The organism is Xanthomarina sp. GH4-25, from assembly GCF_045363175.1.
Taxonomy (GTDB): domain Bacteria; phylum Bacteroidota; class Bacteroidia; order Flavobacteriales; family Flavobacteriaceae; genus Xanthomarina.
On the sequence record NZ_JBJFLO010000009.1, the window covers coordinates 126133 to 152752 of the forward strand.

At 31.5% G+C, this 26620-nt stretch carries 27 protein-coding genes and 1 tRNA gene; 21 read left to right on the plus strand and 7 right to left on the minus strand.

All coding sequences use genetic code 11. The features are described from left to right. Position 1 precedes the first annotated feature (1 nt). From ACI5KZ_RS13560 to ACI5KZ_RS13585, 6 genes are all read left to right on the plus strand, one after another. Positions 2–877: a geranylgeranylglycerol-phosphate geranylgeranyltransferase gene (locus ACI5KZ_RS13560; RefSeq protein ID WP_406847922.1), complete on the plus strand. Its 876-nt coding sequence runs from the start codon at positions 2–4 to the stop codon at positions 875–877. Then, positions 877–1467, plus strand: a complete 591-nt coding sequence (locus ACI5KZ_RS13565) for a Maf-like protein (RefSeq protein ID WP_109308000.1) — start codon at positions 877–879, stop codon at positions 1465–1467. The genes ACI5KZ_RS13560 and ACI5KZ_RS13565 overlap by 1 nt, the downstream gene beginning before the upstream one ends. A 69-nt stretch (positions 1468–1536) precedes the next feature. Further along, positions 1537–2070, plus strand: coding sequence for a mechanosensitive ion channel domain-containing protein (locus tag ACI5KZ_RS13570; RefSeq protein WP_109307999.1), 534 nt, complete (start codon positions 1537–1539; stop codon positions 2068–2070). 34 nt (positions 2071–2104) lie between these two features. Then, entirely contained in the window at positions 2105–3172 is a 1068-nt protein-coding gene (corA, locus tag ACI5KZ_RS13575) for a magnesium/cobalt transporter CorA (protein WP_109307998.1), read from the plus strand. An 84-nt stretch (positions 3173–3256) separates the two neighbouring features. Then, positions 3257–5746, plus strand: a complete 2490-nt coding sequence (locus ACI5KZ_RS13580) for a PIG-L family deacetylase (protein ID WP_406847923.1) — start codon at positions 3257–3259, stop codon at positions 5744–5746. Positions 5747–5877: 131 nt separating this feature from the next. After that, positions 5878–7557 carry a sodium:solute symporter gene (locus tag ACI5KZ_RS13585; RefSeq protein WP_406847924.1) on the plus strand — a complete coding sequence of 560 codons (1680 nt, stop codon included), beginning with the start codon at positions 5878–5880 and terminating at the stop codon, positions 7555–7557. A gap of 136 nt (positions 7558–7693) precedes the next feature. On the opposite strand, the gene ACI5KZ_RS13590 is transcribed toward ACI5KZ_RS13585, so the two are convergent. Together ACI5KZ_RS13590 and ACI5KZ_RS13595 are read right to left on the minus strand one after the other, a co-directional pair. Next, positions 7694–8539, minus strand: coding sequence for a DUF2911 domain-containing protein (locus ACI5KZ_RS13590; RefSeq protein ID WP_406847925.1), 846 nt, complete (start codon positions 8537–8539; stop codon positions 7694–7696). 110 nt (positions 8540–8649) lie between these two features. Further along, positions 8650–9078 carry a hypothetical protein gene (locus ACI5KZ_RS13595; protein WP_109307994.1) on the minus strand — a complete coding sequence of 143 codons (429 nt, stop codon included), beginning with the start codon at positions 9076–9078 and terminating at the stop codon, positions 8650–8652. A 212-nt stretch (positions 9079–9290) separates the two neighbouring features. Between ACI5KZ_RS13595 and ACI5KZ_RS13600 the strand changes: the two genes are divergently transcribed. From ACI5KZ_RS13600 to ACI5KZ_RS13620, 5 genes are all read left to right on the plus strand, one after another. Then, the gene (locus tag ACI5KZ_RS13600) at positions 9291–11042 is read left to right on the plus strand and encodes an FG-GAP-like repeat-containing protein (protein ID WP_109307993.1); all 1752 of its coding nucleotides are present in this window, start codon (positions 9291–9293) and stop codon (positions 11040–11042) included. 310 nt (positions 11043–11352) lie between these two features. Continuing rightward, positions 11353–11577: a hypothetical protein gene (locus ACI5KZ_RS13605; protein ID WP_109307992.1), complete on the plus strand. Its 225-nt coding sequence runs from the start codon at positions 11353–11355 to the stop codon at positions 11575–11577. Between the two features lie 27 nt (positions 11578–11604). Then, positions 11605–12909 carry a cryptochrome/photolyase family protein gene (locus ACI5KZ_RS13610; protein WP_406847926.1) on the plus strand — a complete coding sequence of 435 codons (1305 nt, stop codon included), beginning with the start codon at positions 11605–11607 and terminating at the stop codon, positions 12907–12909. 68 nt (positions 12910–12977) lie between these two features. Then, complete coding sequence (locus ACI5KZ_RS13615; RefSeq protein ID WP_406847927.1) at positions 12978–13682, plus strand: SGNH/GDSL hydrolase family protein; 705 nt, start codon at positions 12978–12980, stop codon at positions 13680–13682. After that, positions 13672–14034 carry a SnoaL-like domain-containing protein gene (locus ACI5KZ_RS13620; RefSeq protein ID WP_406847928.1) on the plus strand — a complete coding sequence of 121 codons (363 nt, stop codon included), beginning with the start codon at positions 13672–13674 and terminating at the stop codon, positions 14032–14034. Before ACI5KZ_RS13615 ends, ACI5KZ_RS13620 begins: the two co-directional genes overlap by 11 nt. A gap of 49 nt (positions 14035–14083) precedes the next feature. On the opposite strand, the gene murA is transcribed toward ACI5KZ_RS13620, so the two are convergent. The 3 genes from murA to ACI5KZ_RS13635 all read right to left on the minus strand — a co-directional run bounded on the left by murA (position 14084) and on the right by ACI5KZ_RS13635 (position 16418). Further along, positions 14084–15394 (minus strand): UDP-N-acetylglucosamine 1-carboxyvinyltransferase, encoded by a 1311-nt coding sequence (murA, locus tag ACI5KZ_RS13625; protein WP_406847929.1) that lies wholly within the window; start codon positions 15392–15394, stop codon positions 14084–14086. 6 nt (positions 15395–15400) lie between these two features. Further along, a complete protein-coding gene (locus ACI5KZ_RS13630; protein WP_406847930.1) occupies positions 15401–16054 on the minus strand; it encodes a DUF4290 domain-containing protein in 654 nt (217 codons plus the stop codon). A gap of 70 nt (positions 16055–16124) precedes the next feature. Beyond that, the gene (locus ACI5KZ_RS13635; RefSeq protein ID WP_109307987.1) at positions 16125–16418 is read right to left on the minus strand and encodes a DUF493 family protein; all 294 of its coding nucleotides are present in this window, start codon (positions 16416–16418) and stop codon (positions 16125–16127) included. 155 nt (positions 16419–16573) lie between these two features. Between ACI5KZ_RS13635 and ACI5KZ_RS13640 the strand changes: the two genes are divergently transcribed. From ACI5KZ_RS13640 to ACI5KZ_RS13660, 5 genes are all read left to right on the plus strand, one after another. After that, entirely contained in the window at positions 16574–17116 is a 543-nt protein-coding gene (locus ACI5KZ_RS13640; protein WP_109307986.1) for an AAA family ATPase, read from the plus strand. Beyond that, a complete protein-coding gene (locus tag ACI5KZ_RS13645) occupies positions 17116–19017 on the plus strand; it encodes an ATP-dependent DNA helicase RecQ (RefSeq protein ID WP_406847931.1) in 1902 nt (633 codons plus the stop codon). Before ACI5KZ_RS13640 ends, ACI5KZ_RS13645 begins: the two co-directional genes overlap by 1 nt. Beyond that, positions 19017–19964 (plus strand): methionyl-tRNA formyltransferase, encoded by a 948-nt coding sequence (gene fmt / locus ACI5KZ_RS13650; RefSeq protein ID WP_406847932.1) that lies wholly within the window; start codon positions 19017–19019, stop codon positions 19962–19964. The genes ACI5KZ_RS13645 and fmt overlap by 1 nt, the downstream gene beginning before the upstream one ends. A gap of 192 nt (positions 19965–20156) precedes the next feature. Beyond that, positions 20157–20429, plus strand: coding sequence for an HU family DNA-binding protein (locus ACI5KZ_RS13655; protein ID WP_109307983.1), 273 nt, complete (start codon positions 20157–20159; stop codon positions 20427–20429). Between the two features lie 113 nt (positions 20430–20542). After that, the gene (locus ACI5KZ_RS13660; RefSeq protein ID WP_406847933.1) at positions 20543–21103 is read left to right on the plus strand and encodes a YqgE/AlgH family protein; all 561 of its coding nucleotides are present in this window, start codon (positions 20543–20545) and stop codon (positions 21101–21103) included. Here ACI5KZ_RS13660 and ACI5KZ_RS13665 read toward each other — a convergent pair. Together ACI5KZ_RS13665 and ACI5KZ_RS13670 are read right to left on the minus strand one after the other, a co-directional pair. Continuing rightward, complete coding sequence (locus ACI5KZ_RS13665; RefSeq protein WP_406847934.1) at positions 21100–21945, minus strand: aminotransferase class IV; 846 nt, start codon at positions 21943–21945, stop codon at positions 21100–21102. The genes ACI5KZ_RS13660 and ACI5KZ_RS13665 overlap by 4 nt on opposite strands. Positions 21946–21999: 54 nt before the next feature. Next, positions 22000–22386 carry an START-like domain-containing protein gene (locus ACI5KZ_RS13670; protein WP_109307980.1) on the minus strand — a complete coding sequence of 129 codons (387 nt, stop codon included), beginning with the start codon at positions 22384–22386 and terminating at the stop codon, positions 22000–22002. Positions 22387–22612: 226 nt separating this feature from the next. Here ACI5KZ_RS13670 and ACI5KZ_RS13675 point away from each other — a divergent pair. From ACI5KZ_RS13675 to ACI5KZ_RS13695, 5 genes are all read left to right on the plus strand, one after another. Continuing rightward, positions 22613–22686, plus strand: a tRNA-Met gene (locus ACI5KZ_RS13675). 54 nt (positions 22687–22740) lie between these two features. Continuing rightward, complete coding sequence (locus tag ACI5KZ_RS13680) at positions 22741–24198, plus strand: site-specific integrase (protein WP_109307979.1); 1458 nt, start codon at positions 22741–22743, stop codon at positions 24196–24198. 1 nt (position 24199) lies between these two features. Beyond that, the gene (locus tag ACI5KZ_RS13685; RefSeq protein WP_406847935.1) at positions 24200–24913 is read left to right on the plus strand and encodes a hypothetical protein; all 714 of its coding nucleotides are present in this window, start codon (positions 24200–24202) and stop codon (positions 24911–24913) included. Positions 24914–25025: 112 nt separating this feature from the next. Next, the gene (locus ACI5KZ_RS13690; protein ID WP_406847936.1) at positions 25026–25460 is read left to right on the plus strand and encodes a hypothetical protein; all 435 of its coding nucleotides are present in this window, start codon (positions 25026–25028) and stop codon (positions 25458–25460) included. A gap of 275 nt (positions 25461–25735) precedes the next feature. Beyond that, positions 25736–26620, plus strand: an 885-nt coding sequence (locus ACI5KZ_RS13695) for a hypothetical protein (RefSeq protein WP_406847937.1), incomplete at its 3' end; no start/stop codon positions are given.

The following is a 26620-nucleotide window of genomic DNA, read 5'->3' on the forward strand; positions in this document are numbered from 1 at the left end:
AATGATAGCATTCGTGCAATTCTTAATAAAATATGCTCTTTTAGAACCTTTTGGAGTCACTATTACTTTAAATTTATTTGGATTTTCATTATTAGTTTTAACAACAGTTTGTTTAGCTGCTGCTGGTTATATTATAAACGACATTTACGATATTGAAACAGATGTAATCAACAAGCCCGAAAAAGTTATAGTAGGCAAAACTATTTCAGAAAAAACAGCCAACATTTTATTTATAAGCTTAAATGTTATTGGTGTGGCAATTGGTTTTTACTTATCACATTTAGTTGGAAGAAGTGGGTTCTTTACGTTATTTGTTATTATTTCAGCCTTACTTTATATTTACGCATCGTATTTAAAACAAGTGCTATTAATAGGAAATATCGTTATTTCTCTGTTAGTTTCATTAAGCCTTATTATTGTAGGCTTATTTGAATTACTTCCTGTAATGACAGTACAGAATCAAGAAACACAAATAACTTTTTTTAAAATAATTATAGACTATGCTATTTTTGCATTTGTTCTTAATTTTATTAGAGAAATTGTAAAAGATATAGAGGATGTTGATGGCGATTATAAATCTGGAATGAACACTTTACCAATTGCTATAGGCAGAGATAGAGCAACAAAAATTGTTTTTATCTTATTGTTAATCCCTTTGTTTGGTGTGGTGTATTATGTTATTACACACTTATATAAACAGTTGTTTTTAGTTGGTTATTTTTTACTTTTTGTAATAGCTCCATTAATATATATCATGATAAAATCTTTTTCAGCAGAATCAAAAAAAGACTATCAGGTTTTAAGTAACCTGCTTAAATTAGTCATGTTTTTTGGTATGTTATCGCTTTGGCTTTATAAATATATTTTACTTGATTAATGTTAAACAATAAACTAAATAACCACCATCTTATTTTAGCTTCTGGTTCTCCAAGAAGACAGCAGTTTTTTACTGAGTTAGGTTTGGAGTTTGAAATTCGTTTAAAACCCGTAAAGGAAGAATTTCCAAACCGATTAACCCATTTTGAAATCAGCGATTATCTAGCCCAATTAAAAGCACTTCCTTTTGAAAATGAATTAAAAGAGACAGACATCCTTATTACTAGCGACACCATTGTTTGGCACAACAACAAAGCTCTTGGAAAACCTAAAGATGAAGAAGATGCTTTTAACATACTTAAATCTTTAAGTCAAGCCACACATGAGGTTATTACCTCGGTTTGTTTTACAACTACTAAACTTCAGAAAACCGTGAATGCCGTCACCAAAGTTACTTTTAAAAAACTTGAAGATGATGAAATTAATTACTACCTAAAAACCTGTAAACCCTTCGACAAAGCTGGAGCTTATGGTATTCAAGAATGGATTGGTCAAATAGGAATCACAAAAATTGAAGGCTCCTATTTTAATGTGGTTGGCTTACCAACTCATCTTGTTTATAAAACTTTAAACAGCTTCGTTTCTTCTTAAATATAACTTAAGAGTGCATCTAATTCTTTATTTCTATTCTATCTTTGTGGAACAAACTAATTCTCATAAATGACCTTTTTTGAAACATATCAGACCGAACTTTTAGCAAGTTTATTTATTATTATATTCTTACTAATATTAAGACTAATTTTAAAAAAATTAATTTATAAATTAGGTAGAAAGACAGGTATAAACGATGCACGTATTCGCTTAATAAGCAGGTATACTACGGTTACTTTGGTCATGCTAGCACTTATTATTGAAACTTTCATTTTTGGTGCACAATTAAAAGACCTAGCTTTGGTATTTTCTTCTGTTTTCGCGGTTATTGGAATCGCCTTATTTGCTATTTGGTCTATTTTAAGCAACATCACCTCTGGTGTTATTATGTTCTTTTCATTTCCTTATAAAGTAGGAGACAAAATTCAAATTCACGATAAAGACTTTCCGTTAGAAGGTATTATTGAAGATATTCAAGCCTTTCAATTACATCTACGCCTAGATAATGGCGACTTAGTAACTTATCCAAATAACTTAATGTTACAAAAAGCCGTAACACTTGTCAAAAAAGATGCTATTGACGAAGGTATTGACGCTCTCTAAATAAATCTTATATTTATAGTCATATTTATGCGTTATGGCAAAAAAGAGAACCAATAAATACAAAAAACATATTAAACAGTCTCCAGGTTCTATCATTTACACTGGAGAAAACCCAACAGAAAAACTCTTTATAGATGCTTTTGATTATAACAATAGTTTTATAAACGAGTTAGAACTTAAATCGGTTGAAGAAGCTTTTAATTTTAAAAAAACAGAATCTGTTTCTTGGATTAATATAAATGGACTGAACCATATTAAGGACATTGAAAAAGTTGGTAAACACTACAATCTACACCCACTAATTATTGCAGATATTGCCAACACCTCGCAAAGACCAAAAATTGATGTTTATGACGACTACATTTTTGTAGTTTTAAAAATGCTGTATTATGATGATAATGAAAACATTAAAATAGAACAAATAAGCTTGGTGCTTGGGTCTAATTATGTGCTGACATTTCAAGAAATTGAAGGAGATGTTTTCAATAATGTTAGAGACCGACTTCGTTTAGCAAATGGTAGAATAAGAACCCTTGGTCCGGATTATTTACTGTATGCATTAATTGATGCCATTGTAGATCATTACTATATTGTTGCAGAAACAATGAGCAATAAAATTGAAGACTTAGAAGAAGCTTTATTTAATGGGAACATAAATGAGAATTTAAGTCAGGAAGTCTTAAACCTTAAAAAGGAGGTTTTAAAAATTCGTCGTTCCATCTTCCCTATACGTGAAATTATAAGTCGTATTGAAAAAAACGAACACGCTTTAATAGAACAAAATACAATTCAATATTACAGAGATATTTATGATCATGTGATTCAATTATCAGACTCTGTTGATATTTCTCGAGAAATGATTTGGAGTTTAATGGATATGTACATGACTACTATTAGTAATAAAATGAATGAAGTTATGAAAGTACTTACCATTATGGCATCTATTTTTATTCCACTTACATTTATTGCTGGCATTTATGGCATGAACTTCGATAACATTCCTGAACTACATTACAAGTACAGTTATTATATTCTTTGGGGAGTGATGATTCTTATTTTTATAGGAATGATTTATTATTTTAAGAAGAAGAAATGGCTTTAAAAATATGTAACCGTTAAAGAAACATTAAAACCAGCAAGCTTGCTGGTTTTCTTTTTATATTTATTGCTTTCAAAAAAACCAACTATGCAAAGAGTATTACTTGTAGTAATTATAACACTATTTTCAAGCTTAAATATATATTCTCAAGCGCCCAAGAAACCTAATGCTTCCGAAATTTATGAGTCTATTAAAAAACTCAATTTTTTAGGTTCTGTTCTCTATGTAGCAGCGCATCCAGACGATGAAAACACAAGACTTATATCATACATGTCTAATCATGTAAAAGCTAGAACAGCTTATTTGTCTTTAACACGTGGTGATGGTGGGCAAAACTTAATAGGACCAGAAATAAGAGAACTTCTTGGTGTTATAAGAACTCAGGAATTATTAACAGCCAGACAAATTGATGGTGGCGAACAACGCTTTACTCGAGCCAACGATTTTGGCTACTCCAAACACCCAGACGAAACACTGGAGATTTGGAATAAAGAAGAGGTTCTAAGCGATGTGGTTTTGGCTATCAGACAGTTTCAACCAGATATTATTATCAATCGTTTCGATCATAGAAGTCCTGGAAGCACCCATGGGCATCACACCAGCTCGGCTATGTTAAGTGTTGAAGCTTTTGATATTACAAGCAAGAATACAGCTTATCCAAACCAATTACAACAAACTGGTTTGTGGCAACCAAAACGCTTGTTCTTTAACACCTCTTGGTGGTTTTACGGTAGCCAAGAAAAGTTTGACAAAGCAGACAAAAGCAACTTGTTAGAGTTTGACACTGGTGAGTTTTATGTTTCAAGTGGTTTAAGCAATACAGAAATTGCGGCTTTAAGTAGAAGTCAGCATAAATCTCAAGGCTTTGGAAACACAGGAACTCGTGGGTCTCAAATGGAATATATTGAGTTGATAAAAGGAGACATCCCAAAAGACAAGACCAATCTTTTTGAAGGCATTGACACCACTTGGAATCGTGTGAATGGTGGTAAAGCCATTGGCAATATTCTGCAACAAGTTGAAGCTAATTACAATTTCACAAACCCGTCAGCTTCCATTCCAGAATTGGTTAGAGCTTATCAACTCATTCAGAATTTAGAAGACTTACACTGGAGAAATTATAAAACCAAAGAAATAAAAAACATTATTTATGCCTGTGCTGGATTGTATTTAGAAGCAACTTCAGAAACTAGTCAGGCAACCCCAAGTGAAACTGTTAAACTAAATTTAGAAGTCATTAATCGAAGTTCCTACCCTATTAAATTAGAAACTATAGAATGTAACAAGACTTCTATTTCAAAACAAATAGCATTAACAGAAAATAATGGGTTTGAATTTCAAGAAATTTTAGAAATACCTAGTAACCAAAAACCTACTACCCCATATTGGCTAACAGAAAAAGGAACATTAGGTATGTATCAAGTTTCTAATGAGGCATTAATTGGAAAACCAGAAACACCACGTGTTTTCGAAGTATCTTTTAAATTACTTTTCAATAATACGCCAATTACTTTCACAAAATCTGTCATTTATAAAACGAACGATCCTGTTAAAGGAGAAGTTTACAAACCTTTCGAAATTATTCCTGAGGCTTCAGTGAAGATTCCAGAGAAAGTCATCATTTTCGAAAACAATCAGGCAAAAGATATTTCAGTTATTGTTAGGTCTGGACGAGATAATTTAAACGGTTCTTTAAGTTTAAATTATCCTGAAAATTGGCAAGTATCACCAGCAAAACAAGACATTCAGATTACAAATAAAGGTGAAGAAAAAACAGTGTTTTTTCGTGTTACTCCTCCAGAAAATCAACATGAAGGACATTTAATCCCTGTTATGACTGTAAACGGAAAAAACTACTCCAAAGAGTTAATAGAAATAGAATACGAGCACATTCCGTATCAAACGGTACTACTGCCTTCGGAGACTAAAATTGTACGATTAGATATTCAGAAAAGAGGTAAAAACATTGGTTATATTGTTGGTGCTGGAGATGTGGTTCCTGAAAGTTTAAAACAAATAGGTTATAACGTTTCTCTGCTTAAACCCGAAGATATCAATCCTGAAACTTTAAGTCAATTCGATGCTGTTGTGGTAGGAATAAGAGCTTATAACACTTTGGAAACCATCAAATTCAAACAACAACAATTATTCGATTTTGTTTTCAATGGCGGGAACATGATCGTGCAATACAACACAAGCCGAGGTTTAAAAGTAAACGAATTAGCACCTTATAAATTAGAGCTTTCTAGAGACCGTGTAACAGACGAGTTTGCTAAAGTAAAATTCTTAGCACCTACACATCCTATTTTAAACACGCCAAATAAAATTACTCAAGAAGACTTTAAAGGTTGGACTCAAGAAAGAGGTTTATATTTCCCAAACTCTTGGGGAAAGGAATTTACTCCCATTCTTTCTATGCACGACAAAGGCGAATCGGCTAAAAAAGGAAGTTTATTAGTAGCAAAATATGGTGAAGGCTATTATATGTATACAGGATTAAGTTTCTTTAGAGAGTTTCCAGAAGGTGTTCCTGGAGCCTACAGACTATTTGCCAACATGTTAAGCATTGGAAAATAATTAACCATACCACATTTACCAAAAAAGTAAACTATGAAAAAATACAAATGGAATAATATGTACACGCTTGTACTAATAGCTAATGCTATTTACATTGCAGTCTTTTACTTTATCACCAAAGCCTTTTAAATATGCAAACATTAGACTGGATTGTTTTAATTGGAACACTTATAACTATTGTAGGTTATGGAACATGGAAAACTAGAGGAAGTAAAAATGTACAGGATTATGTGCGTGGTGGCAACGAATCTAAATGGTGGACCATTGGTTTATCTGTTATGGCAACTCAAGCAAGTGCTATAACGTTCTTATCAACTCCTGGTCAGGCTTTTCATGATGGTATGGGCTTTGTACAATTTTATTTTGGCGTACCAATTGCCATGGTTATTATTTGCATGGTCTTTATTCCTTTATACCATCGATTAAAAGTGTATACTGCCTATGAGTTTTTAGAAAATCGATTCGATTTAAAAACCAGAAGTCTTACTGCTATTTTATTTCTTATACAACGTGGATTAGCTGCTGGTATTACCATTTACGCTCCTGCCATTATACTTTCGGCAGTGTTAGGTTGGAACTTGACTTATTTAAATATTGCTATTGGAATTTTAGTTATTATATATACCGTTTCTGGTGGCACGAAAGCCGTTAGTATGACCCAAAAACATCAAATGGCCGTTATTTTCACAGGAATGTTCATAGCTTTCTTTTTAATAATAAGCTATTTACCTGAAAACATCACGTTCACTAAAGCCTTAGATATCGCTGGAGCAAGTGGAAAAATGGACATACTAGATTTCTCATTTAATATGGAAAATAGATATACCGTTTGGAGTGGTTTAATAGGAGGCACTTTTTTAGCACTCTCCTATTTTGGTACAGACCAAAGTCAGGTCCAACGTTATCTCTCTGGAAAATCAGTCAAGGAAATGCAAATGGGACTCATTTTTAATGGCTTATTAAAAGTACCTATGCAGTTCTTTATTTTACTAGTTGGTGTTATGGTCTTTGTATTTTATCAGTTTAATGAATCGCCAATAAATTTCAATCCGGCTACTGAACAAGTGATGCAGAATTCGGAATACACTGAAGCTTTTCAAGAATTGGAAGCCGAACAACTTGCTATTTTTAACAACAAACAAAATTATATAAATAAATATGTAGCCACTGGAGAACTACAATATGCTGATGAAATTGCTCTAGCTAATGAAGCAGATAGAGCCAATAGAGAAGCAGCCAAATTATTGATCCAGGAAGCTGCTGATAAAAAAATTGTTCGTGTTGAAACCAATGATAAAGATTACGTCTTTATACATTTTATTTTAAATAATTTACCTCGCGGTTTAATAGGGTTGCTTTTAGCGGTTATATTAAGTGCTGCCATGTCCAGTACTGCAAGTGAGCTGAATGCGCTAGCTTCAACAACTTCATTAGATTTATACAAACGAAGTATGGTTCCCGGTAAGAGTGAAACTCACTACTTAAAAGCTACTAAATGGTTTACATTTGGCTGGGGAATTTTAGCAATATTAATTGCTTGTATAGCTTATTTAGCAGATAACTTAATTCAGTTGGTGAATATTATAGGATCCATTTTCTATGGAAATGTTTTAGGTATTTTCCTCTTGGCTTTTTTCTTTAAATACGTTCGTGGCAATGCTGTATTTGTTGCTGCTTTAATTACTCAGGCTATTGTAATTATTGGTTGGTGGTTAGATTGGATGCCGTATTTATGGCTAAATTTATTTGGGTGTGCACTGGTTATTGCTATTGCTTTTATTCTGCAGAAAATAAACGCTAAACCCGAATAGCCACATTTTAGGATTTCATTTCAAGAATTTAAACAAGTGCCTTTCAAACATTTAATGAAACCAATTATATTTAATAAAAAAGCCTCACAATTATAACTGTGAGGCTTTTTTATTAAATATGATATATTTTAAACTACTATTTCTCCCACTCAGCAATAGAGTCCATATTCATTTTAATAAAATCATCATTTCCAGCTTCCTTTGCTCCTTCTAATGATTTTTTAGCTATTTCTATAGCTCCTTTTTTATCTCCAGATTTTGCATAGATTAAAGATTGTTGTCTCAATTGCCAAAAAGCTGGTTTTTCAGACATACCCATAGCTTTATCGATCCAAGCTTTAGCTTGCTTCATGTCTTTTCCTTCTTGAGAATAGTAAACAGCAGAAGCATAATAATCGTTGGCTGTAGGCGTTCCGTTTAAAGCGTCATTAATGGAAGCTAAGACTTTGTCGTCTGTAGGCACTTGAAAAGGTACTGCTGCAAATGTTTTTTCCCAGATAAATTCTATTGAAGCACTTGAATTAGTAATTTGGTTAATGTCAATTGTAAAAGTTTCAACATTAAATGGAATAGCATGTACTTCTGCATTCACTCTCGCTGCTACTTTGCTATCATCCCATTTATCTGGAGTTCCACCATTATCTGTGTCAGTATAAAACATAACTTCCCAAACAGCTTTACCTGGTTTAACAAATATCGCATAAGAACCTGCTTTTAATAATTGGTCCATAATAGTTACATTATCACTAAAAGTAATAACAGTATTTTTATTAGCTCCAGTTCTCCAAAGTTTATCGAAAGGAACCAAATCTCCAAATACCACACGTCCTTTTACTCCTGGACGAGAATATTCTATAGTAACATCTGTTAATCCAACTTTCTGTTCAACTTTACTTAACGGACTAGGTTGTGGTGTTGTTACTTGTGCATTCATGTTAAATGATAGAGCAACAACTGCAATGAATAGTAATATTTTTTTCATTTGTGTTTAATTTATTGTTAGTATTAAATAATTAATAAAGATAGGCATTGATGGCTGTTTTTCTGTTAATAAAACATTAAATATCAAGCCTCAAAATACAGCGAAATGAACTAATCTTCCCAACCATATTTATGATATACACTTCTTACAATTTGGCTAAAATTTTCTAAATGATTTATATATTGCTCCGTAGTTAATATGCTTTTAAGTTCTAAATTCATATCATCTACAATAGCATCAAACCTTGTATGAATTTCATCAATAGAATAATTTTTGTCAGCATCATTTAAACGGCTCATTTGAAAAATTGAAGAGTATACAACTGTATCGTATTCATTTCTTTTGTCTTCAGATAGGTTCATTTCATTAACTCGGTCATGAAACCATTGTTCAATATTAGCTCTTTCTTGAACGGTATATACAGTATCTACCTTTGCTGCTTGTCGTCTAATTTCTTTTTCAGATTTTAAGTTTTGAGAAAATGCTGATGATATTGATATCAAAAAAGTAGCAATAAATAGGAAGTGGATTTTTTTCATTGTTATATAAGTTTAAGTTCCAAATATACAACTTTATAAAAAATGAATTTTAATTATTATTGTTTTTTCATTTCATAACACAAGCAATTCATTTCCAACAACTTTAATTACTTTGCAACAGAAAAAAAACACATTTTATCGAATTAAAACAGACTAAAACAGTTATAAAAAAAAATCGATTATCTTTAAATAATATTTTAAAGCTATTAACTATGAATCTTAAAAAATTACTTTTTACTTTATGTATGGTTTTGCCATATGTATTAATCTCTCAAGTTACTTTTAACAATGCTAATTCGAGGGTAGATAATACAATGCTTAATAGTGGCTGTGCTATTGGTGTTGCAGATATGAATGGAGACGGATTAGACGATTTGGTTCGTTTAAGAAACGCCAGATATTTAGAAGTTGAATATCAAAGCACTACTCCTGGCGGAGATTTTACTAGACTAAATTACGGAAGTATTACAGGCTCTGGAAGTGAATGGGGAATGGTTATTGCAGATGTTAATGAAGATGGATATAACGATATTATTGTTGGTGGTTCTTATAATTATTTAAAACTTCTTACAGCAAAAAATAATGGAACAGATTATGATGAAACTATCTTAAGTAGTCCTCAAATTTTCTTACAGAATGCTAATTTTGCAGATATTGATAACAATGGAACTATTGATTTCTTTGGCTGTAATGATGTTGGTGTATCTTCTGCATATTCTAATAATGGCAGTGGTTCCTTTACCTATAATAATAGTGGTTTAATAAATGCGACGTCAACAATTCCTTCAGATAACTCTGGAAATTATGGAAGTATTTGGGTCGATTATGATAACGATGGAGACCAAGATCTTTACATTTCTAAGTGTCGATTAGGGGTCTATAATCAATATGATGGTAGACGTGTTAATCAATTATTTCAAAACGATGGCAATGGTAACTTTACAGACGTTGGTGTTGCTGCAGGTCTGGTGCCTTATGCGCAATCTTGGTCTGCTAATTTTGAAGATATAGATAACGATGGCGATTTAGATTGTGTCTTAATAAACCATGATGTGTCGAGTATAATTTATGAAAATAATGGTAATGGCACTTTTACAGACATTACAGCATCATCAGGAATTGCAACACAATTAAGTAATCTAGGTGCTGGTGGTATCCAGGTCATCATGGAAGATTTTGATAATGATACTTTTGTCGATCTTTTTATAACCTCTAGATATACAAGTAACAAACATGTCCTTTTTAAAAATAACGGAAATAAAACCTTCTCAGTAATGCCAACACCTTTTCCAGCTGGCAGTCTAAGTATCCAGAGTGCAGCTGTTGGAGATTTAAACAACGATGGATTTATTGATGTTATTGCTGGTTTTGGTACAGGCTATAATAGTCCAAGTAACAATCCAGACATCTTATATCTAAATAATGGAAATTCTAATAATTGGAGTGAAATTACATTACAAGGTGTTGCAAGCAATAGAAATGGTATTGGGGCACGAATCGAATTACATGGTGTTTGGGGAAAACAAATTAGAGAAGTCCGTTCTGGTGAAAGCTATGGAACTATGAATTCTTTAATGTCTCATTTTGGATTAGGCACTGCAACATCTATAACTAAAATTGTTGTTATCTGGCCTTCTGGAGCTGTAGATGAAATTTATAATCCTAATATCAATGAATCTTTTGTAATTGTTGAAGGTTCGCAACCTTTAAATACCGAATCCTTTTCAGCAGAAAACTTTAGTATTTATCCAAATCCAACAAGTAATTACATAACTGTTAATACTAAAAACATTGAAGACGTTTCGTATAAATTATATGATATTACAGGGAAACTTGTTAAACAACAATCGGTACTTTCTAATTCTAAAAATCAAATTGATTTAAGTCATTTTTCAAATGGACTTTATTTTATTCATTTAACTTCAAATAAAGAATCTTACGTACATAAAATAATTAAAAAATAATATACCATAAACCAATTCATTTTAAACAAAAAACTTCGAGGAATCGAGGTTTTTTGTTTTAAAAACAATACCTAATAAACATGTTAAAATTGTCTAATTTTAGTGATTTAAAATTGGACATTTTGTATGTTTACAAAATAATTAACCAATAACTTGGCGAAAAATATTAAGTGATAAAAAACATTATTTATTTATCTAGAAACTTCTTTAGATTCGATAATTTCAAATTAAACCTAATTATTAATCATAATTTCGCCTCTTTATAAATATTTAAATATATATTACAATAATTATTTAAAACAATAATCTTATGGATCTTATAGAAAAAGCTTTAGAATTTGAACAAACAAGTTTAAAATCTCTATCTACAAGCGATCGTATAAAAATTTCTAGAGAAGCTAAAGAACTTATTCTAGAATTAAACGAGTTATATAAAACTCAAAAAGATGAAAACATCATGGACATCATGAAACGTCTTACAGCTATGAAGCGCAAAGTAGAAAAGCGATTAAAAGGTAGACCACACTCAACTTAATTAAAAATAAAGCATGTAGTAATAAATATGAAACAAAAAATATCTGTTTTTTGGTTTCGAAGAGATTTACGTCTTGTTGACAATGTTGGTTTGTATTATTCTTTAAAAGGAGAATATCCCGTTTTACCAATATTTATTTTTGATACTGAAATTTTAGACGAACTTCCAAAAGATGATGCTCGAGTTACTTTTATTTATAGAACACTTCAAAATCTAAAAAGAGAACTACAAGAAAATCATGAGAGCGATATTGCTTTGTTTGAAGGAAAACCCTTGGATATTTACAACAAATTAATTCTTAAATATCACATCCACTCTGTCTACACCAATCACGATTATGAACCTTATGCTCAAGAACGCGATAACAAATTAGAGACTTTTTTGTCTGGTAAAAATATCTTATTTAAAACTTTTAAAGATCAAGTTATTTTTGAAAAAAACGAGGTTGTAAAAAATGATGGGAAACCTTATTTAGTGTATACACCTTACATGAAAACCTGGAAAGCTAGGTTTAAAACAAAAACTTTAAATTCTTATAATTCAGAAAGTCAATTACATAATTTATTTCAGATTAAAAATGCACCAGATATAAGTCTTAAAAATTTAGGTTTTATTCCTTCAAAACAAAAAATATCTGATTATACATTTCATTCTCACCTCATACAAACCTACGAATCCACAAGAAATTTCCCAAACCAAGACAGCACTTCCAGGTTAGGACCACATTTACGATTTGGAACAGTAAGCATTCGAAAAATAGTCCAAAAAACCATTTTAGAAACCAATGAAGTGTTCTTGCAGGAATTAATTTGGAGAGAGTTTTTCATGCAAATCTTATGGCATTTTCCACAAACAGTATACAATAGCTTTAAGCCAAAATACGATCAGATTATTTGGCGTAACAACAAAAAAGATTTTCAACTTTGGTGCAATGGTCAAACAGGTTATCCTTTAGTAGATGCAGGTATGCGACAATTAAATCAGACTGGGTTTATGCACAATCGAGTTCGAATGTTGGTTGGTAGTTTTTTATGCAAACACTTGTTAATAGATTGGCGTTGGGGAGAAGCTTATTTTGCTAAAAAATTACACGATTACGAAATGGCTAGTAATATTGGAAACTGGCAATGGGTTGCTGGTTGTGGCGTCGATGCAGCTCCATATTTTAGGATTTTTAACCCAACCACACAAATTCAAAAATTCGATAAAGATTTAAAGTATATTTCCAAATGGGTTCCTGAATTTCAAGAAATCACCTATCCTACCCCAATGGTAGATCATAAAGAAGCACGAGAACGTTGCTTACAAGTTTTTAAAAATGCTTTAAGATAAAACATAACAAATTTTTAAGAAGCTAATACGTGCTTTTTAGTAAATTTAGTAAACCAAATTATTTATCAATGATACGTTATTTAGTGTTGTTTCTTTTTTCATTGTCTATCTATTCTCAAAGTGAACCAAATCATGTTTTATTTATTGGAAACAGCCTAACCTATTCAAACAATCTTCCTGAAATCCTTAAAGATATAGCTACAAATTTTAACGAAACGGTTATAACAACCTCTTTGTGTTATCCCAATTACGGGCTAGAAGACCATTGGAATGATGGCAAAATTCAAAAAATAATGAATAAAGAACATTTTAATTATGTTATCATTCAGCAAGGACCATCATCTCAAATGGAGGGTAAAAACACGTTGATTGAGTTTGGGTCAAAAATTAAGGCATTATGCAGCAAAAACGGAAGCCAATTAATTTATTTCATGGTATGGCCATCTAAACATTATTATACTACTTTTAATGGTGTTATAGAAAACCATAAACTAGCTGCAAAAACCAATAATGCTTTGTTAAGTCCAGTTGGTGAGATATGGCAAGCTTATAATAATATTAATGGATTAGAGAGTTTATACGGTCTAGACGGGTTTCACCCTTCTAAAACTGGGAGCTTTCTATCTGCGCTAATCTTGTTTAAAACAATGTATCCCAACATCAATTTAAATGACCTTTCATTCGAGAATTCTAATTCGTGGGTTACAAATAAAGAGTCTTACAACACCATGATTGAACTAATTAATACTAAAACTATAAAACATGAAAACTAAAGAAGTTGCTCAAAAATGGGTAGAATTATGTAGAGAAGGAAAAAATTTAGAATGTATTAACCAACTATATCATGATGATGTGGTAAGTAAAGAAATGCCTGGTATGCCTGATGAAGTTATAACTGGAAAGCAAAATGTTTGGAATAAAAGTAAAGAATGGTTAGACAGTGTTGAAGGGTTTCATTCTAGCGAAATAAGCGATCCTGTTGTTGCAGGAAACTTCTTTTCTGCAAAAATGGCATTCGATTGTACCTTTAAAGAACATGGGAGACAGAAAATGGAAGAGGTATGTGTTTATGAAGTTAAAGATGGAAAAATTGCAAGTGAACAGTATTTCTATAGCATGGATTAACAACTTATAATTTAAAAAAAAAGCTTCGATAAATTCTCGAAGCTTTTTTTTAAGCAATACGTTCGATCTTGGCGCCAATGGCTCTGAGACGTTCGTCTATGTTTTCATAACCTCTATCTATTTGTTCAATGTTGTGTATTGTTGATGTTCCTTTAGCAGACAATGCAGCAATTAATAAAGATACACCAGCTCTAATATCTGGCGATGTCATGGTTGTTGCTTTCAATTGCGATTTAAAATCGTAACCAATAACAGTTGCTCTATGAGGATCGCAAAGAATAATTTTTGCGCCCATATCAATTAATTTATCGACAAAGAACAAACGGCTCTCAAACATTTTTTGATGCACTAATACACTCCCTCTTGCTTGAGTTGCAACAACTAAAATAATACTTAATAAATCTGGTGTAAATCCTGGCCAAGGCGCATCGGAAATAGTTAAAATAGAACCGTCAATATAGTTTTGAATTTCATAACCATCTTTATGTGCTGGAATATGAATATCATCTCCTTGACGTTCTACTGTAATACCTAATTTTCTAAAAACATCAGGTATTTGACCTAAATCGTCCCAACTTACATTGGTAATAGTTAGCTCACTCTTAGTCATGGCAGCCAAACCAATCCAGCTTCCAATCTCAATCATGTCCGGAAGCATTCTATGTTCAGTACCTCCAAGGTTATCAACTCCTTCTATAATCAACATGTTTGAGCCAATACCACTAATTTTTGCTCCCATGCGATTAAGCATTTTGCATAATTGTTGTAAATAAGGCTCACAAGCTGCATTATATATTGTCGTAGTTCCTTCTGCTAAAACAGCAGCCATAACGATGTTAGCAGTTCCAGTTACTGAAGCTTCATCTAGAAGCATGTAAGCTCCTTTTAATCTTTTGGCTTCAACACCATAAAAATGATCTTCGCGATTGTATCTAAACTTAGCGCCTAGATTTATAAACCCTTCAAAGTGGGTGTCTAAACGCCTTCTACCAATCTTATCTCCTCCTGGCTTAGGAATATACCCTTTTCCAAAACGAGCTAAAAGTGGCCCAACAATCATGATAGAACCTCTTAAACCTTTGCCGTCTATTTTAAATGCTTCAGATTCTAAATAGGCAAGATTAATTTCATCTGCTTTAAACTTGTAAGTACCAGTTTCAAGTTTGTTAACTTTTACACCTAGTTTTTTTAATAACTCTATAAGTTTATTAACATCCACAATATCTGGTATATTGTTAATGGTAACAAGATCGGGTGTTAATAATACAGCACATAAGATTTGAAGTGCTTCATTTTTTGCTCCTTGAGGCTGGATCTTTCCTTTTAACTGATGGCCTCCTTCAATTTTGAATATTCCCATTAGTGCTTAGTAACGTTTTCTTGGTCTATTTGAATGACTTCCTCCTTTTTTATGATGTGTTTTTTTAGCGTTTGATGAATATTTTTTCTTGCTTCTCATTAAACTAGTGGCATCTGTTAAATCTTCATCAAAGTTTTTAAGGTCTAATTTTCCACCAGATAATTCTCGTAAATGACCAAAAATAACATCATCTTCTACAGTATCTTTATTCCAGTTTAGAAAACATTTTTTCATATGGTTTGCAATGGTATAAACCAAAGCTTCTTTCATATCACCTTCTTCCCATGTACATGCAACATCAATCATGGTTTTAATATTGTTTCCGTAGAATCTATATTTTGGAAAATTTTGAGGGTATTTTAAAGTTTCAGGTCTGGCATATAATTCTTCACGAGAAGGCTTTGGGTACGGAGAATCTACATCAATATCAAAATCTGCCATAATAAACAGCTGATCCCAAAGTTTATGTTGAAAATCTGGCACATCACGTAAATGAGGCTGCATATTTCCCATAACTGAAATTATGGCTTTAGCCACTTTATTACGTTCTTCCTTAGTTTCACGTGTTTTTGCATACGTTATCATTTTCTGCATATGTCTGCCATATTCTGGAATAATTAAATGATCACGTTCTGTGTTGTATTCTATGTTATCTATCAAAATAAAAAGGTGTAGAGTTATAATTTGTGCATGAAGTTAATTATGCATCCGCAAAATACAAAAAAAAAGACTAAAGACTAATAACACCTTCTACTTTTTCTGATACTTCAATATATTTTTCAATAACATGTTCTGGATTATTCATTTTTACACTAATAGAAATGCTTGTATATTTACCATTCTTAGATTCTGTCGTGTTAATAACTGCTCCTAAATTGTCAAAAATCACTTCAACTTCTGCAATTTTTTTAGCATCGGACTTTACAATAAATTTATAAAGATATTCGCTTGGCCAAGTAGAAGTATCGTATAATTGAGCTTTTAATTTTTTATAAAAAGCTTCTGTTTTTTTTTCTGCACTCATAGATTTTTTCTTAAAATATTTACAATGAAAACCGTATTTTAAAATGTTATATCAATCATTTTATCTTCATTATTACAAGTTGTAAAGATACTATTTCCTTTACATTTTTTATTTCTGATTTAAATTCCGAATTTTACAACCAAAATCTTGCCAATTTGAGCTCAAAAAAAATTGTTATTACAGGAGGTCCTGGAACTGGGAAAACGTCTTTAATAAACGAACTAATAAAAAGAAATTATATCTGTCTTGAAGAAATATCCAGACAAGTAATCCTCGATGCTAGAAAAGAAGGGATTGAACAGCTTTTCTTAACCAACCCACTATTGTTTAGTGAGCGATTATTAGAAAGCAGAATGGCCCAATTTCAAGAAGCTAATAAAATTGAAAAGCCTTTTGTTTTTATCGACCGAGGTGTTCCAGACGTTTTGGCATACATGGATTATGCCAATGAATCCTATCCCAAAAACTTTAAAGATGCCTGTCAAGTTTGCAGATACGATCAAGTTTTTGTTTTGGCGCCTTGGCAAGACATTTTTACAAGTGATAGTGAACGCTATGAAAACTTTGACCAAGCTGTTCAAATACATGAACAATTACTAAACACCTATAAAAAACACCAATATAATTTAATAAACATTCCTTTTGATACCATAGAAAATCGTGTCGATTATTTAATAGATACTTTAAACAAGCTGTAATGCAGCATCCCATAAACATATTAGAACGCTATTGGAACTTCACCTCCTTTAGACCATTTCAAGAAGAGATCATTGAGGCCGTCTTAGAAGGGGAAGATGTTTTTGCCTTACTACCAACAGGTGGTGGGAAATCTATATGTTTTCAAATTCCAGCACTTGCAAAAGAAGGGATCTGCATAGTTGTATCTCCCTTAGTGGCTTTAATGAAAGATCAAGTAACATCTTTAAAGCTTAAAGGAATTAAAGCCTTAAGTATTACAAGTGGAATATCTTATAATGATTTAGATACACTTTTAGATAATTGTATTTATGGAAATTACAAATTTCTTTACTTATCACCCGAACGTCTGCAACAAGAACTGGTTCAAGACCGGATAAAACAAATGCACGTCAATTTAATAGCTGTAGATGAAGCCCACTGTATTTCTCAATGGGGCAACGATTTTAGACCTGCTTACAAAAACATTCAGTTATTAAGACAAATTCAACCAGGTGTTAATTGTATTGCTTTAACCGCTTCCGCAACTCCCGAAGTAGTTGAAGATATTGTAAAAGAACTCGATTTTATTCAGCCTAAAATATTTAAACAATCATTTGAGCGCTCTAATCTTGCCTACATGACTTTTGATGAGGAAGACAAGCTTTATAAATTAGAATCCATTTTAAAGAAAAATCCACAAGCGTCTATTATTTACGTTAGAAGTAGAAGAATGACTATAGAGATAGTAGATTTTCTACAAAAAAAAGGAATTAGTGCAACCTCTTACCATGGTGGGTTGTCTAGTAAAATAAAAGAGGCAAACCAGATGCAATGGATTAACAACCAAAAACAAGTGATGGTTGCAACGAATGCTTTTGGAATGGGGATTGACAAACCAGATGTTAAAACGGTTATTCATTTAAATTTGCCAGAAAGCATAGAGAGTTATTTCCAGGAAGCAGGTAGAGCTGGAAGAAATGGAGACAAAGCTTTTGCTATTATTTTAAAAAATAAAAGCGATGTGCTATTGGTTAAAAATCAGTTTTTAAAAGTGTTGCCTTCCGTTGATGATGTTAAATATATTTACAGGAAACTTAGTAACTATTTTCAAATTTCTTATGGTGAAGGTCAAGACCTTTTATTTGATTATAATTTCTATCAATTCTGCCAAACCTATCAATTAAATAGTCTGTTAGCCTACAATACGCTTCAGTTATTAGATAGAACAAGCATTATTAGCCTGTCAAAACAATTTAATAAACGAACGAGTTTACAATTTATAGTAAGCAACACCAGATTGTTTACGTATTTAGAAACCCATCATGATCTAAACAACATCGTGAAGACCATTTTAAGAACTTATGGTGGAATATTTGAAAACGAAATTAATATAAATTCTGTTCTTGTTTCAGAAAAAGCATCTGTTACAGAAGACAAGTTGTTTTCAGCGTTAAAACTTTTAGAGAAAGATGATATTATTACACTTAATTTGCTGACTACAGATTCTGAAATAACTTTTTTACAACCAAGAGAAGACGATAAAGCAATTAATAGAATTTCGCATTATATTGTGCAACAGAACGATTTAAAATATAAACAAGTCCACGCTGTAATTAACTATGTTGAAGACAATAAAACTTGTAAAAACGTACAACTGCTTACTTATTTTGGTGAAAAGCAAGTAAAAGCATGTGGTATTTGTTCGGTTTGTATCTCAAAAAAATTAAAAAAGGCTAAAACAGATATTCATCAAATTAAAGAAGATGTTTTAAAAGTATTATCTCAAATTGATTTAAGTTCAAGAGACTTAGCTAAACACATTAAATGTTCTGAAAAAGAATTACAAGCGACACTAAAAACACTTTTAGAACACCAGTTAATAGGTTTAACAGATAGAAACACTTATAAATTAAATAAGTAATGAAAAATTTAAGAATTGTATTTATGGGAACACCAGAATTTGCTGTTACCATTTTAAAAACTTTGGTTGAAACCAATTACAATATTGTTGGAGTTATTACAGCTCCAGACAAGCCTGCTGGAAGAGGACGAAAATTAAACGAAAGTGCTGTAAAGGAGTATGCCAAATCTCAAGGTTTACACATCATGCAACCTACCAATTTAAAAAACGAGCACTTTATTGAAGAACTAAAGTCTTTAAAAGCCAATTTACAAATAGTTGTTGCTTTTAGAATGTTACCTCAAATTGTTTGGCAATTACCAAAATACGGAACATTTAATTTACACGCTTCCTTATTGCCAGACTATCGAGGTGCTGCACCTATAAATTGGGCTATTATTAATGGAGAAACAAAAACAGGTGTTTCTACCTTTTTTATTGATGAAAAAATAGATACTGGAGAGATTATTTTACAAGAAACCGTTTTAATTGATCCTAAAGAAGATGCTGGAAGTTTACACGATAAACTGATGCATGCTGGAAGTCAATTAGTTTTAGAAACAATTAAACTCATTGAAACAAATAAAATAAGTACCAAAGCACAACCTTTAGAAGACGAAACAAAAACAGCTTTTAAACTACATAGAGAAAACTGTAAGATTGATTGGAATGACTCTTTACACCACATATATAATAAAATAAGAGGCCTAAGTCCATATCCAGCTGCATGGACTTATTTAAAAAATGATACAGACACTTTAGATGTTAAGATTTACGCATCGATCATTGAAGAAGAATTACATGCTTTTTCCATTGGACAGATTATATCAACTAAAAAACAACTTAAAGTAGCTGTAACTGGAGGCTTTATAAACATTAAAGAAATAAAACTTCCAGGGAAGCGGAAAATGGATGTCAAATCACTTTTAAATGGGTATAAATTCCATGAGTCTGCAAAAATGCTCTAAAGCCTTATTCTTATTGATATTATAAAAAATCCGATGAAATACACTGTGTTTATTAACAAATGTGTTAAGTTATTAACAATAAAGAGTATTTCCCTTGCTATTACTTGCATGGTTTAAGAATCCGTATAAATTTGTAAAGGATTTAACAAAAAATGTTTAACCAACAATTTATTAATAATTAAAATTAAAATTATGAACAAATCAGATTTAATCGATGCGATGGCAGAACACGCAGGAATTACTAAAGCAGCTGCAAAAAAGGCTTTAGAATGTGCGTTAATTGAAATTGAAGGAGCTTTACAAAAAGGTAATAGAGTTTCTTTAGTTGGATTTGGATCTTGGTCAGTTACTAGAAGAGCTGCAAGAGAAGGAAGAAACCCACAAACTGGAAAAACTATAAAAATTAAAGCAAAAAATGTAGTTAAGTTTAAAGCAGGATCAGATTTATCTAGCGCTGTAAACTAGTTTTAACTTCTTTAATATCCAAAAAGCCTTCTTTACTTGAAGGCTTTTTTTGTTTCTTACAATTTGAATTTTAAGAAAAAAAATACTACATTTAATTACTAATCCTCAACCACATGATTACAATACAACCAAAAAAAGGTGATTTGTTAATCGCAGAACCCTCAATTATTGGAGATGTTTCTTTTAATCGATCTATAGTTTTGTTAGCAGATCATACAGATGAAGGCTCTATTGGGTTTATTTTAAATAAACCTTTAGAGTATACTATTCACGACCTAATACCAGAAATAAAAGCTAATTTTAAAATATATAACGGTGGTCCTGTGGAGCAGGATAATTTATATTTTATACATAAAATTCCAGAATTAATTCCAAATAGTATTGAGATCTCTTTAGGTATTTATTGGGGTGGAGATTTTGATCGAGTTGCCGAACTTATTGCTAATAATGAAATAAGTGAAGATAATATTCGTTTTTTTCTTGGCTATTCTGGTTGGGATTCCAACCAATTAAATGAAGAATTAAAAACTAATTCTTGGGTTGTAACCGAAAATATTTATAAGAAATCTATCATCGAAAAAGATTACCAATCTTTTTGGAAAGAAAAAATGGTAGAATTAGGTGGCGAGTATAGTATTTGGTCTAATGCTCCAGAAAACCCAAGCTCTAATTAAGTAATCAATCTTATTTTTACATTTAATCTCTGGAGTAACACTTTACAAACTTCATTGTCAAATTGTTTTTTTCTATATTTTGTTATTGGTTGAATACCTACTATAACATTTGTAATAAACAATTCATCTGCTTTTTGTAGTTCAAAAGGCGATATAGAACTTTCTTCCAAAGTATATTCAGGCATTAATTTAATAATTTCTATCAGCTGTTTTCTCATGATGCCTTTCAAACAACCATCCATTAATGGTGGCGTTTTTATAACATGTCCTTTCACTAAAAACAGATTTCCATTTAAAGCTTCAACCACCTGCTTATTCGTGTTTAAAACCAAACAGTTATTTAGATTGTTTTCTTGGGCATAAATACTACCTACAACATGCAAGGCTTTATTGTTTGTTTTTAGGGTAGATAATAAACTTGGAGACAAGTAATAATCTTTAAACAAATCTACTTGATATGGTGATTCGTTTAGTAAATAAAAATCAGATTCTAACGGCCTTGCAGAAATTAAAAAATCAATATTGTTTGACTCTGGCAAATACAACCCACCTTCAACTCTATTGACAAACATTTTAACTCTTACCGATTTGTTTAACAGCTCTTTATGCGACAATAACTCAAGTATTTGTTCTTGTAAAAATTCCATGGTAAAATACATTGGGATTTCCATTCTTAATATTCGCATAGAAGCCATTAATCTAAAATAATGATCTTCCCAAAAGAGCAGTTTCCCATGAGTCACTTTTATAGTTTCAAAAAGTGCATCTCCATAATTTAATCCTCGATTATTAATAGATATTACTTGAGTTTCATCTATTATTTTTCCATTAAAATTTACCATAAAAAATCCCGAAATAAATTCGGGACAAATATAAGTTAATAAAGTAAAATTATACTAAGCAGAACCCAATACCTGCTTTAAATCTGAAATCTGATTTTCCCACAGCATTTTAGATTCTTCTATCTCGTCTTCTTCGGTAAAATCTGTAACAATCAAACTCACGTCTTTTGTAATTTCATCTACTTGAATTTTAATTTCAAAATAATACGATGCATCTTCATCCACAACCCATTTAAATTTGATGCGTTCACCACTCTTTTTACTTACTAATTTGGCTTGTTCTTCTACGCCATCCCAAATAAACTTAAATAGCTCTCCACGAGAATTTACATTTTCTGCAAACCATTCCGATAATCCAGAAGGTGTCGATATATATTGATATAATAATTGAGGTGAAGCGTGAATGGGAAACTCCATTTCAAATTTAATTTTTTCGTCCATTATAGAATTTATGTTTATAGCGCTCAATATATACATTAATTAATAAGTTTTAAAACAATTTTTAATAATAATTAATGCAAATTTATGTTTGCTCTCAATAAATTTGTTTTTATATTTGCAGCCGTTAAAAAGAAGAGTTCGTAGGTTTTTATAAAATTTAAAACATGCTATAGCTTTACTTTTTATAACCATAGAGATATTTATAAAATACTCTAAAATACAGTATGGCGAGGTAGCTCAGTTGGTTAGAGCGTTGGATTCATAACCCAGAGGTCACGAGTTCAAATCTCGTTCTCGCTACAAACGTATTAGTACAGGAATAAACGGTTTAGTTCACTCTAAACCGTTTTTTTTATGCAAACATTAAATGATTTTCTTATTTTTGAACACGAAAACAAGTGCTTTTTAGAACACGATTTGTCACACAAAAAAACTTTTTCACCCCCGAAAATCTACCTAGCCAATGGCGACTTAAATCGCAGGTGGTATGTCTATTTCTCATTCCGAAATCCTAAAACTGGAAAATTAGAGCGACAAAAGAACATTTACGGCATTGCTAACAAGCTGAGAACGAAGACAGACCGTTTAAACATCCTAAATCATTACAAAAAATCACTTCATCGACTTTTAAAAGAAGGCTACGATCCTTACAAAGATAATTTAGATCGCTTTTTGGCTAATAAACCAAAAGCGTGTTCAAATATGTCTCCAAAAAAAATAGTTCCAGCGCCTATTATCGAGAAGGAAAAAGTGACGCCTTATCCTTTTATTAAAAGATCTGTTTCAACAACTCAAGTTTTAGAAGTTCCAAAAGCTGAACCTTTAAAAGTTATCTCAACTGTAAAAGAGGTTGAACCTATAATTGTACCTGAACCAATTAATACGGTTGAGCCAGAAAATAAAGATGAAACAAAAATGAGTTTACGCGAAGCTTTCGACTTTGCGCTAACGATGAAAGAAAAATTGGTAAAACCCAGAACTTTGCAAGATTATAGAAACCGTTCTAAAGTTTTTATTAAATGGCTTAATGAAGAATATCCTAATGTTATTCATGCAAATCAGATTACACGAAAAATATCCATGGATTTTCTAAACCATCATTTAATTAAAAATACACCGCGAAGTAGAAACAATTGTCGTGTAGATTTAAGTAGTATGATGCAAGTTTTAGAAGACAATGAAATTATTCCAGTAAATGTTATTCGTAAAACACCTGTTTTAAAAGCGAAGCCAGAGAGACATAAACGATATAATCCTAAAACCTTAGAGGCTATTTTTGAATATCTAAAAAAAGAGGACCCTACTCTCCTATTATATATTCAGTTTATCTCATATAATTTCATGAGACCTATTGAAGTATGTCGTTTAAAAGTGAAAGATTTAAATTTAGAAACCAAAACACTATCATTTCAGGCTAAAAACAGCCCACTAAAGACCAAAATCATTCCTGAAATTATTTTAGATGTGCTACCAGACATCTCAAAATTACCTAAAGAGAATGCTTTAATCACACCAGATGGCATTGGGAAAGTTTGGGATACCCAAACAGATAATAAACGTGATTATTTTTCAAAACGCTTTAAGAAGATTGTAAAGACGAAATTTAATCTTGGAACAGATTACGGTTTGTATAGTTTCAGACACACTTTTATTACCAAATTATATAGAAAATTGGTTGAAAATAGTTCACCATTTGAAGCCAAAAGTGTTTTAATGAATATTACAGGACACACCTCTATGGTGGCTTTAGAAAAATACCTTCGTGATATTGACGCACATTTACCAACCGATTATTCAGACTTAATTCGATAAGATGCTAGACAAAAATCAGGTTTTTAAAATCATTCGAGATAATCTAACAAGGGATTATATTTTTTATATCCCTGAGCGTTATTATCCGTATATAGAAAATTCTTTTATAAAGGATATTATTAAGCCTGACATGCTCAATATTATTGCTTATTTTAATTCGGAACGAAAAATCACGTCAAATACATTAGAATTTAATGGCTTAGACATATTAAATAAGGAAACTCTTTTAAATAACACTATCGATCTATTAATTACCCAAAAAGAAATTCTAAGCGAAACAGCTTTCAATCATCTATTAGAGCAGTATAAAGAGCATGTTGATGCCCATGGAATGATTATTTCTTGGATGTCTAAAAACCTGATGATTGACCTTCCAATGACATCTTCAGCTTTATTAAACATGTTTAAATCTCAGGCATTGATTTTTGAGAAACATCAAGTGAAATTTAGAAGCTACTTTGGCTTTCCAGAAATAGATAAAAAGGTAGAAGTAAATGAGTCTATAAAAGATGGAAATCCAACTATTGAAACGATACCTTTTACTAAAATAGAAATACCAGAAACAACGCCATCTGTAGATGAAGAGCTAAAAACAACTCCTGAGAAAGTTGAAAAAGAGGAAAAAGAACCACTGATGACAGATGAAAAAGCACGAAGGTTTTTATTAGAAACTGTTTTTAATATTGACTCAAAACACCTTGAAGAATGGGATTAACCCTATTTATATCTGACTTCAATTGTGGTCAAAAAGGTGACAGTTATAACCAAAATCAACATTTAAAACACAATTATACGTCAAACAAACGTTTATTTAACGCATAAAAAAAATGGAAAAAGAATTTTATAACTGTGAGTATTGTTTTAAAGAATTTGAACCCAAAAGACGTCGTGTACAAAAATTTTGCAGTAATACCTGTAGATCAAAAGCGCATCATGCTAAAAAATCAAGTAAAGATTTAGTTGCTCTAAATGAACAAACAGTTGATAGCTTAGAAATTGAAAAACAAAATATTTCTAAGGTTGATAAAATGAGTTTTGCAGGAGTGGGAAATGCTACAGCAGGTTCTTTAGCTGCTGATGGACTAAAACGTGTATTCACAGCTCCACAAAATATGCCAGCCACCAAAGCTGATATTGCTAATATGGAAGCAAAATTAAAACGTTACCACAAAGTTGCTAACTTACCTCCTAATCAATTAGGAAAAACGCCATATTTCGATATAGAAACTAACGAAATTGTATATTCATTCTTTCCTCTATGAGGATACCCGTAAAAAACACACAAAACATCTTCTTATTTTACACAACTATTTAGGCTAAATCATTGTTTTGAGTTTAAATACGTACTACTACGTATAGGAATTTTAACTTAAAAAAAATATATTAGTAGCTTTATATAATGTGGATATAGACAATTGTCTTTATCCAATTGTTGCCAGTAATTTTTTGAGAATCAGCCAACTTTAAAAAATACCCAATATTAGGTATTTATTTGCAAGCTAATATTGAATATATTACTAACCAAAACCAACCAATTATGAAAAATCAATTTACGCTTCTTTTAATATTCATAATTACTATGAATACTTACGGACAAAAAACAAAATTTTTACTTGAGGAAAATTTTAAAGATTATATACCAATTTCAGCTATTGAGTATGAAAGTCCTGTAGTAATAGCTGACTCAATCGGAGTTTTTGATACACTTACTGTTAGGGAATTAGCTACAAATAGAATCAAGCTCGATAAATTCTTGACAGACCAGTCAGTTTATGTTACGATAGAAAAAGTAGATTCTAACGGAAAAGTATCATACGCTGGAGCAAGTGCGACAGTCGAAAAAGGAAGTTATACAGTTACGGTTGACTTTGTGAAATTTAATACTATCGATATGATTCAAGCTGATGGGAATTGTGGCGGTTTAGCAAAAGTAGGTGTTGGATTAAGAATTCGAGCGAATATTGAAACAAAGAAATCTGGTCTAAATATTGGGAACTTGTTTGGTTTAGCGATTGCAGCAGAAAAAAATAAATTAGTGGGAACTTTAAGTTTTGATGTTATCGGAATTGATTCAAAAGAGGTCACAACTTTATTGCCAATCCCTTCTGAAATTAGTCAGTCATCAATCCAAAGTGCACTACAAGCAATGGCAACTATTAAATCAAAATTGTATGATGATGACACGCAACTGCACCCAAAAATTGTTGCAATTAAATTAACTGATGGATGTGGGATTGATGGTCTGATAGCTAAAATGAAAGAAGAGGCAAAAGTTAAAAATACTATTAATCAGCAGCAACAACAACAACAACAACAACAACAACAACAACAACAACAACAACAACAACAACAACAACAACAACAACAACAACAACAACAACAACAACAACAACAACAACAACAACAACAACAACAACAACAA

Coding starts and splice junctions, on each gene's coding strand:
- ACI5KZ_RS13690 (WP_406847936.1), top strand. CDS start 25,026: ATGGAAAAAGAATTTTATAACTGTGAGTATTGTTTTAAAGAATTTGAA.
- ACI5KZ_RS13610 (WP_406847926.1), top strand. CDS start 11,605: ATGAAACAAAAAATATCTGTTTTTTGGTTTCGAAGAGATTTACGTCTT.
- murA (WP_406847929.1), bottom strand. CDS start 15,394: ATGGGAATATTCAAAATTGAAGGAGGCCATCAGTTAAAAGGAAAGATC.
- ACI5KZ_RS13560 (WP_406847922.1), top strand. CDS start 2: ATGATAGCATTCGTGCAATTCTTAATAAAATATGCTCTTTTAGAACCT.
- ACI5KZ_RS13570 (WP_109307999.1), top strand. CDS start 1,537: ATGACCTTTTTTGAAACATATCAGACCGAACTTTTAGCAAGTTTATTT.
- ACI5KZ_RS13685 (WP_406847935.1), top strand. CDS start 24,200: ATGCTAGACAAAAATCAGGTTTTTAAAATCATTCGAGATAATCTAACA.
- ACI5KZ_RS13565 (WP_109308000.1), top strand. CDS start 877: ATGTTAAACAATAAACTAAATAACCACCATCTTATTTTAGCTTCTGGT.
- ACI5KZ_RS13670 (WP_109307980.1), bottom strand. CDS start 22,386: ATGGACGAAAAAATTAAATTTGAAATGGAGTTTCCCATTCACGCTTCA.
- ACI5KZ_RS13580 (WP_406847923.1), top strand. CDS start 3,257: ATGCAAAGAGTATTACTTGTAGTAATTATAACACTATTTTCAAGCTTA.
- ACI5KZ_RS13635 (WP_109307987.1), bottom strand. CDS start 16,418: ATGAGTGCAGAAAAAAAAACAGAAGCTTTTTATAAAAAATTAAAAGCT.
- ACI5KZ_RS13655 (WP_109307983.1), top strand. CDS start 20,157: ATGAACAAATCAGATTTAATCGATGCGATGGCAGAACACGCAGGAATT.
- ACI5KZ_RS13595 (WP_109307994.1), bottom strand. CDS start 9,078: ATGAAAAAAATCCACTTCCTATTTATTGCTACTTTTTTGATATCAATA.
- ACI5KZ_RS13585 (WP_406847924.1), top strand. CDS start 5,878: ATGCAAACATTAGACTGGATTGTTTTAATTGGAACACTTATAACTATT.
- ACI5KZ_RS13645 (WP_406847931.1), top strand. CDS start 17,116: ATGCAGCATCCCATAAACATATTAGAACGCTATTGGAACTTCACCTCC.
- ACI5KZ_RS13590 (WP_406847925.1), bottom strand. CDS start 8,539: ATGAAAAAAATATTACTATTCATTGCAGTTGTTGCTCTATCATTTAAC.
- ACI5KZ_RS13680 (WP_109307979.1), top strand. CDS start 22,741: ATGCAAACATTAAATGATTTTCTTATTTTTGAACACGAAAACAAGTGC.
- ACI5KZ_RS13615 (WP_406847927.1), top strand. CDS start 12,978: ATGATACGTTATTTAGTGTTGTTTCTTTTTTCATTGTCTATCTATTCT.
- ACI5KZ_RS13660 (WP_406847933.1), top strand. CDS start 20,543: ATGATTACAATACAACCAAAAAAAGGTGATTTGTTAATCGCAGAACCC.
- ACI5KZ_RS13600 (WP_109307993.1), top strand. CDS start 9,291: ATGAATCTTAAAAAATTACTTTTTACTTTATGTATGGTTTTGCCATAT.
- fmt (WP_406847932.1), top strand. CDS start 19,017: ATGAAAAATTTAAGAATTGTATTTATGGGAACACCAGAATTTGCTGTT.
- ACI5KZ_RS13665 (WP_406847934.1), bottom strand. CDS start 21,945: ATGGTAAATTTTAATGGAAAAATAATAGATGAAACTCAAGTAATATCT.
- ACI5KZ_RS13605 (WP_109307992.1), top strand. CDS start 11,353: ATGGATCTTATAGAAAAAGCTTTAGAATTTGAACAAACAAGTTTAAAA.
- corA (WP_109307998.1), top strand. CDS start 2,105: ATGGCAAAAAAGAGAACCAATAAATACAAAAAACATATTAAACAGTCT.
- ACI5KZ_RS13620 (WP_406847928.1), top strand. CDS start 13,672: ATGAAAACTAAAGAAGTTGCTCAAAAATGGGTAGAATTATGTAGAGAA.